Origin of the sequence: Kineococcus siccus (assembly GCF_009906795.1) — a bacterium.
Taxonomy (GTDB): domain Bacteria; phylum Actinomycetota; class Actinomycetes; order Actinomycetales; family Kineococcaceae; genus Kineococcus; species Kineococcus siccus.
Window position 1 is genome coordinate 1 of record NZ_JAAALN010000230.1, and the last position, 6,321, is coordinate 6,321.

At 74.8% G+C, this 6,321-nt stretch carries 6 protein-coding genes and 1 tRNA gene; 5 read left to right on the top strand and 2 right to left on the bottom strand.

Going from position 1 to position 6,321, the window contains the following annotated elements; genetic code table 11:
• Positions 1-84: 84 nt before the first annotated feature.
• The 3 genes from GTR02_RS18660 to GTR02_RS18670 all read left to right on the top strand — a co-directional run bounded on the left by GTR02_RS18660 (position 85) and on the right by GTR02_RS18670 (position 2,890).
• Positions 85-156: transfer RNA gene (locus tag GTR02_RS18660), tRNA-Gln, on the top strand.
• A 262-nt stretch (positions 157-418) separates the two neighbouring features.
• Positions 419-1,909, top strand: coding sequence for a bifunctional UDP-N-acetylglucosamine diphosphorylase/glucosamine-1-phosphate N-acetyltransferase GlmU (gene glmU / locus GTR02_RS18665; protein WP_166608991.1), 1,491 nt, complete (start codon positions 419-421; stop codon positions 1,907-1,909).
• A gap of 3 nt (positions 1,910-1,912) precedes the next feature.
• Complete coding sequence (locus tag GTR02_RS18670) at positions 1,913-2,890, top strand: ribose-phosphate diphosphokinase (RefSeq protein WP_166608986.1); 978 nt, start codon at positions 1,913-1,915, stop codon at positions 2,888-2,890.
• 123 nt (positions 2,891-3,013) lie between these two features.
• Here the strand turns inward: GTR02_RS18670 and GTR02_RS18675 are convergent, their stop codons facing one another.
• On the bottom strand, positions 3,014-3,907 hold the full coding sequence (locus tag GTR02_RS18675) for a glycosyltransferase family 2 protein (RefSeq protein WP_166608987.1): 894 nt from the start codon (positions 3,905-3,907) through the stop codon (positions 3,014-3,016).
• A 366-nt stretch (positions 3,908-4,273) separates the two neighbouring features.
• Here GTR02_RS18675 and GTR02_RS18680 point away from each other — a divergent pair, with 366 nt between their 5' ends.
• Together GTR02_RS18680 and pth are read left to right on the top strand one after the other, a co-directional pair.
• Entirely contained in the window at positions 4,274-4,927 is a 654-nt protein-coding gene (locus GTR02_RS18680; RefSeq protein ID WP_166608988.1) for a 50S ribosomal protein L25/general stress protein Ctc, read from the top strand.
• Positions 4,928-4,931: 4 nt separating this feature from the next.
• Positions 4,932-5,531, top strand: a complete 600-nt coding sequence (pth, locus tag GTR02_RS18685; RefSeq protein ID WP_166608989.1) for an aminoacyl-tRNA hydrolase — start codon at positions 4,932-4,934, stop codon at positions 5,529-5,531.
• Between the two features lie 3 nt (positions 5,532-5,534).
• Here the strand turns inward: pth and GTR02_RS18690 are convergent.
• A partial coding sequence (locus tag GTR02_RS18690) for a hypothetical protein (protein WP_166608990.1) occupies positions 5,535-6,321 on the bottom strand: 787 nt, incomplete at its 5' end.

Genomic DNA, 6,321 nt, shown 5'->3' on the forward strand with positions numbered 1-6,321 from the left:
GCCCCACGACCGCCCTGCCCCGCCCCCGGCGGGCCCCGACCGGCAGGATGGTCGGGTCGTGGCCCGGCACGCCCGGGCGCGCGGTCCCGGGTGGTGTAACGGCAGCACGGCGGCCTTTGGTGCCGTCCAGTGGGGGTTCGAATCCTCCTCCGGGAGCAGACGGGTGGTCCTCCCGCCGCCGGGGTGCGGAGGCCGCCCGCGGGTGTTCGGCGGCACGTGCGGTGGCCGTTATCCTCGAGCCCGGGCCGCGTCCGCCGGTCCGTCCTCCGACGCCCCCGAGCCCGCGAGGAGCGCCCAGCGCGTGAGCCGTCCCGCCCGATCCGCCGTCCCCGCCGTCGCCGACGCCGGCTCCGCCCGCCCGCCGTCGTCCGCCGGGGTCGCCGCCGTCGTGGTCCTCGCCGCCGGCGAGGGCACGCGGATGAAGTCGTCGCTGCCCAAGGTGCTGCACCCGCTCGGTGGCCGCCCGCTCCTCCAGCACGCGCTCGCCGCCGCGCGCGCGGCCGCGCCGGAGCACCTCGTCGTGGTCCTGCGGCACCAGGCCGAGACCGTCGCCGCGCACGTGGGCGCGGCCGACCCCGCCGTCGTGGTCGCGCTGCAGGACGACGTCCCGGGCACGGGGCGAGCGGTGCAGTGCGGGCTCGCGGCGCTGCCGGGCGACCTCGCGGGCACGGTCGTGGTCACCTACGGCGACGTCCCGCTGCTGTCGGGGGAGACGCTGCGCCGCCTCGTGGCCGCGCACGCGGGCGCCGGCAACGCCATGACGGTCCTGACGGCGGAGGTGGACGACCCGACGGGGCTCGGCCGGGTCCTGCGCGACGCCACGGGCGTCACGGCGATCGTCGAGCAGAAGGACGCCACCCCCGAGCAGCTCGCGGTCCGCGAGGTCAACTCCGGCGTCTACGCCTTCGAGGCCGCGTCGCTGCGCTCGGCGCTGGCGCAGGTCGGCCGGGACAACGCGGCCGGGGAGGTCTACCTCACCGACGTCCTGGCGATCCTGCGCGCCGCGGGCGGGCGCGTCGAGACGCTGCCCGTCGAGGACGAGTGGGAGATCCGCGGCGTCAACGACCGGGCCCAGCTCGCCGACCTGGCGGGCGAGGCCAACGCCCGGACGCTGCGCCGCTGGATGCTCGCGGGCGTCAGCGTCGTCGACCCCCGCACCACCTGGGTCGACGCCGACGTCGTCCTCGAGCGCGACGTGACGCTCCTGCCGGGCGTCCAGCTGCACGGGCGCACGCGCGTGGCGACGGGCGCCGTCGTCGGGCCGGACACCACGCTCACCGACGTCGAGGTCGGCGCGGGGGCGAGCGTGGCGCGCACGCACGGCAGCGACGCGGTCGTCGGGGCCGGCGCCAGCGTCGGGCCCTTCGCCTTCCTGCGGCCCGGCACCCGCCTGGGGGAGGACGGCAAGATCGGCACCTTCGTCGAGACCAAGAACGCGGAGATCGGCCGCGGCTCCAAGGTCCCGCACCTCAGCTACGTCGGGGACGCGAGCATCGGCGAGCACTCCAACATCGGGGCCTCGTCGGTCTTCGTGAACTACGACGGCGTCACCAAGAGCCGCACCACGATCGGCAGCCACGTCCGCACGGGCTCCGACACCATGTTCGTGGCGCCCGTGACCGTCGGCGACGGGGCCTACTCGGGCGCCGGCACCGTCATCCGCAAGGACGTCCCCCCGGGGGCGCTCGCGATCAGCGTGGCGCCGCAGCGCAACCTCGAGGGCTGGACCGAGGCGCACCGGCCCGGCACCCCGGCCGCCGAGGCCGCGGCGCGCGCGCTGGGCGCGGGCGAGGGAGCCTCCGACGACACCCCCAGCCGCGACGGCACCCCCGCCTCCGCGACCAGCAGCACCGCGACCAGCACGCTCGGCAGCGACCGGGCCGGCGACCACGACCGCAGGGAGAACTGAGCCATGACCGGCATCACCACCACGGGCGAGAAGCGGATGGTGCTCATCTCCGGGCGCGCGCACCCCGAGCTGGCGGAGGAGGTGTCCCACGCCCTGGGCGTCGAGCTCGTCCCGACCTCGTCCTACGACTTCGCGAACTCGGAGATCTACGTCCGCTTCGAGGAGAGCGTCCGCGGGGCCGACGCCTTCGTCATCCAGAGCCACACGGCGAACGTCAACCAGTGGATCATGGAGCAGCTCATCATGGTCGACGCGCTCAAGCGCGCCTCGGCCAAGCAGATCACGGTCGTCGCGCCGTTCTACGGCTACGCCCGCCAGGACAAGAAGGGCCGCGGCCGCGAGCCGATCTCGGCCCGCCTCATCGCCGACCTGTTCCGGACCGCCGGCGCCGACCGCATCATGTCCGTCGACCTGCACACGGCGCAGATCCAGGGCTTCTTCGACGGGCCCGTCGACCACCTGTGGGCCCTGCCGCTGCTGGCCGACTACGTCGGAAAGCGCGTGGACCGCTCGAACATCACCATCGTCTCGCCCGACGCCGGCCGGGTCCGCGTGGCCGACCTGTGGTCGGACCGCCTGGGCGCGCCGCTCGCGATCATCCACAAGCGCCGGGACCCCACGGTCCCGAACCAGGTCAAGGTGCACGAGGTCGTCGGCGACGTCCGCGGCCGCACGTGCGTCCTGGTCGACGACCTCATCGACACCGCGGGCACGATCGTCCAGGCCGCGGAGGCGCTCAAGGCCAACGGCGCGGCCGACGTCATCGCGACCTCGACGCACGCGGTCCTGTCGGGCCCGGCCGTCGACCGGCTGAAGAACTCGCCGATCTCCGAGCTCGTCGTGACGAACACGCTGCCGATCTCGGAGGCGCAGACGTTCCCGCAGCTCACGGTCCTCTCGATCGCGCCGCTCATCGCGCGGGCCATCCGCGAGGTGTTCGACGACGGCTCGGTCACGAGCCTCTTCGACGGGCACAGCTGAGCGGTCCGCACCGGCGCTCGGCGGGGCCGTCACCACGGTGGTGACGGCCCGCCGGCCGGAGGGGTCAGGGGCGAGGAGCCCCGGGGGACCCGCCCGGCGCGACGGACGGGGGTGCGGGCCGCGTCACCACGGCATCGCAGAGCCCAGCACGTCCAGCTGGGACGCCACGGCGTACCCCTTGGCGGCACCGAGGTGCCAGTGCCAGCGGGCGAGGTCGCCGCGGTTGCGGACCATCGCCAGGCGGACCCCGGCCTTCAGCGCCCGCTCGGCCGGACCCTGCCGCCGGGGGACGTGCTGCCAGTACTCGCCGTAGCGGCTGACCAGGCCCGCGAGGCCCTGGCTGTAGTGGTTCGCCTGGGCCTGCAGGTCGCGCAGCCGGGTCCGGTAGCGGTAGTTCACGAGGGCGTCCTCGACCCACTCGGGGGCCAGCCCGAGCTGCAGCCGCAGGCGGAACGAGTAGTCGTTGTCCTCGCTCCACTGCAGGTCCTCGTCGAAGCCGCCGATCGCCTCGTGCGCCGACCGCCGGATCCCCAGGTTGCTCGTGGTGACGTGCGGCCACGCGGGCCCGCCGACGTCCTCGAGGGTCCAGAACTGCCGCGTCCGCTCGCGCCCCCGCGCATCGCAGACCCACGAGGGGTTCAGGAGCTCGAAGTCCAGCGGTCCACCGACGAAGTCGTGGCGCTGCAGACCGGCCTCGACCGCTCGCGCCCAGCCCGGGGCGACGACGTCGTCGGCGTCGCACAGCCCCACCAGCTCGTGCGACGCCGCGGCGATCCCCTGGTTGCGCGCGAAGGACGGTCCCGGTGTGGCCGACGCGTCGAGCAGGACGGTCCGCGGGTGTCGCCGCGCGAAGTCCCGGACCACCTGCTGGGTGCCGTCCGTGCTGCCGTTGTCGGCGACCACCACCTCGACGCTCTCGGCACCCGCCACGACCGCCTCGAGCTGGCGCCCGATGGTCCCGGCCGCGTCCCGCGCCGGGATCACCACCGTGAGCCCGCCCGCACTCGTCCCGCTCATGAGCTCCCCCAAGCTTCGTTGCTTCCCCGAACGAGCGTGACACATCGACGAGGTGATCGGACGTCTGCCGACCGCGACCACCCGCGGGCACTGATACTCACCCGCTGTCAGTCTGATGCTACGCAGCGCAACTGGATGTCGGTGCCCGTCCGCCGGTGCCCGGCGGGACCACCGGGGCGGTGACCGGCCGGCGGAGCCGGTGGGCCGGCGGCGGAAGCCCGCCGCCGGCGAGGGTTAGACTGGGCGCAGTTGCCTCGGCGAGGGAGAGCGCGCGCGCCTCCGTGATCGACGCGGTGGACGCCGTGGCGCGCCCTCCCGAGGTCTGCCAGCGACCACCGCCCGAGAACGAGACTCCAGGAGCCCCCCGTGGCCGAGACCCGCATCCCCGCCGAGAAGCGCACCGAGTTCGGCAAGGGCGCCGCCCGCCGCATCCGCCGCGACGCGAAGATCCCCGCCGTCGTCTACGGGCACGGCGAGGCGCCCCTGCACGTGACCCTGCCGGGCCACGCGACGATGCTGGCGCTGAAGCACTCCAACGCCCTGCTCGACATCGACCTGGGCGACGCGCAGCACCTCGTGCTCCCCAAGGACGTGCAGCGCGACCCGATCCGCGGCTTCATCGAGCACGTCGACCTCATCGTCGTGCGCCGCGGCGAGAAGGTCACCGTCGACGTCCCCCTGCACGTGACGGGTGAGGCCGCCGCCGGCACCGTCGTGCAGCAGGAGCTGACCACGGTCTCCGTCGAGACCGAGGCCACCCACATCCCCGACTCCGTCGAGGTCTCCGTCGAGGGTCTCGAGGCCGGCACCCAGATCCCCGCCTCGCAGGTGGCCCTGCCCGAGGGCACCACGCTGTCCACCGACCCCGAGGCGCTCGTCGTCGTCATCAGCGCGCAGGCGACCGCGGAGCAGGCCGAGGCCGAGCTCGAGGCCCTCGAGGCCGAGGCCGGGATCGTCCGCGAGGAGAGCACCACCGAGGAGACCGACGAGGCTCCCGCCGCCGAGTCCACCGAGTCCTGATCCGTTGACGGAGGGGACCTGGCTCGTCGTCGGCCTCGGCAACCCGGGCACGGAGTACGCCCGCACCCGCCACAACGTGGGGCAGGTCGTGCTCGACGAGCTCGCGGCGCGGGCCGGGTCCTCCTTCAAGCGGCACCGCGCCCGGGCCCGGGTGGCCGAGGTGCGCCTCGGCACCCTCCCGGGCGGGGCGCCGGGGCCGCGCGCCGTGCTCGCGGCGCCGGCGTCGTACATGAACGTCTCGGGCGGCCCCGTCGCGGGGCTCGTGTCGTACTTCGGCGTGGACGTCGGCCACCTCGTGGTCGTCCACGACGAGCTGGACGTCGACTTCGGGGCCGTCCGGCTCAAGCGCGGCGGGGGAGAGGGCGGCCACAACGGCCTCCGCTCGATCTCGCAGTCGCTGGGCAGCAAGGACTACGCCCGCGTGCGCGTCGGCATCGGGCGTCCGCCGGGCCGTCAGGACCCGGCGGACTTCGTGCTGAAGGAGTTCACGAGCACGGAGCGCAAGGAGCTGCCGCTCCTCGTCTCCGACGCGGCGGACGCCGTGGAGCTCCTGCTGGTGCAGGGCCTCGAGGCCGCGCAGCAGCGGTTCCACTCGCCCGCCTGAGCGTCACCGCGAGCAGGCCACCCGCGTCAGCCGGAAGCCGACCATGCGCTGGAAGTGCCGCAGGCCGTTGGACAGGTCCAGGGGGTGCGTGGTGTCCAGCAGGTACCGGACCCCCCGCTCCGAGAGGGCGGCGACGAGCTCGGCGGTCATGAGGTAGCGGGCGTCGCTGTGGTCGGGACCCGAACCGATCGTGCGGAAGTAGCGCAGCATGCTCCACTCCCCGTCGACCGGGATGACGGTCAGCAGGATCGGGGTGCCCGCGCGGTCCTCGGCCACCAGCCAGAGGTCGTAGTCCAGCAGGTCCGCGGTCTCCGGCGCCTCGTTGCGGTAGCTGGCGTCGCGGTGCCCGCGCTCGGCCTCCTCGGCCAGGAGCAGGAGCTCGCGTCGCTCGTCGAGGTCGAGCACCGGACGGTGCGTGATGCCCCGCTTGCGCGCGGCGCGGACCTTGCGCCGCAGCGTCTGCTTGTCCGGGCCCGCGCTGTAGTCGTCGGCGTCGGCGGGCACGGGCAGGACGGCCACCCCGCTGGCGCCGAAGCGCAGGCCCGGGGCGAGCCGCCGGGTCAGGGCCCGGTGCAGCGTCCGGCCCTGCACCCCGGACGAGAGGTCCGCCCGCACCACGGGCAGGCGCAGCGCGCCCACGACCATGGCCGCGGAGCGCACCGGGTGCTGCAGGAGGTGCCGCTCGGCCTTGAGGCCAGTCTCGCGGTAGGCCGCGTGGCGCGCGGAGAGCTCGGGTTCGGTGGTCGCCGCGGCGATCGCGGCGACGGTGCGCCGCAGCGCGGTGCGGGGG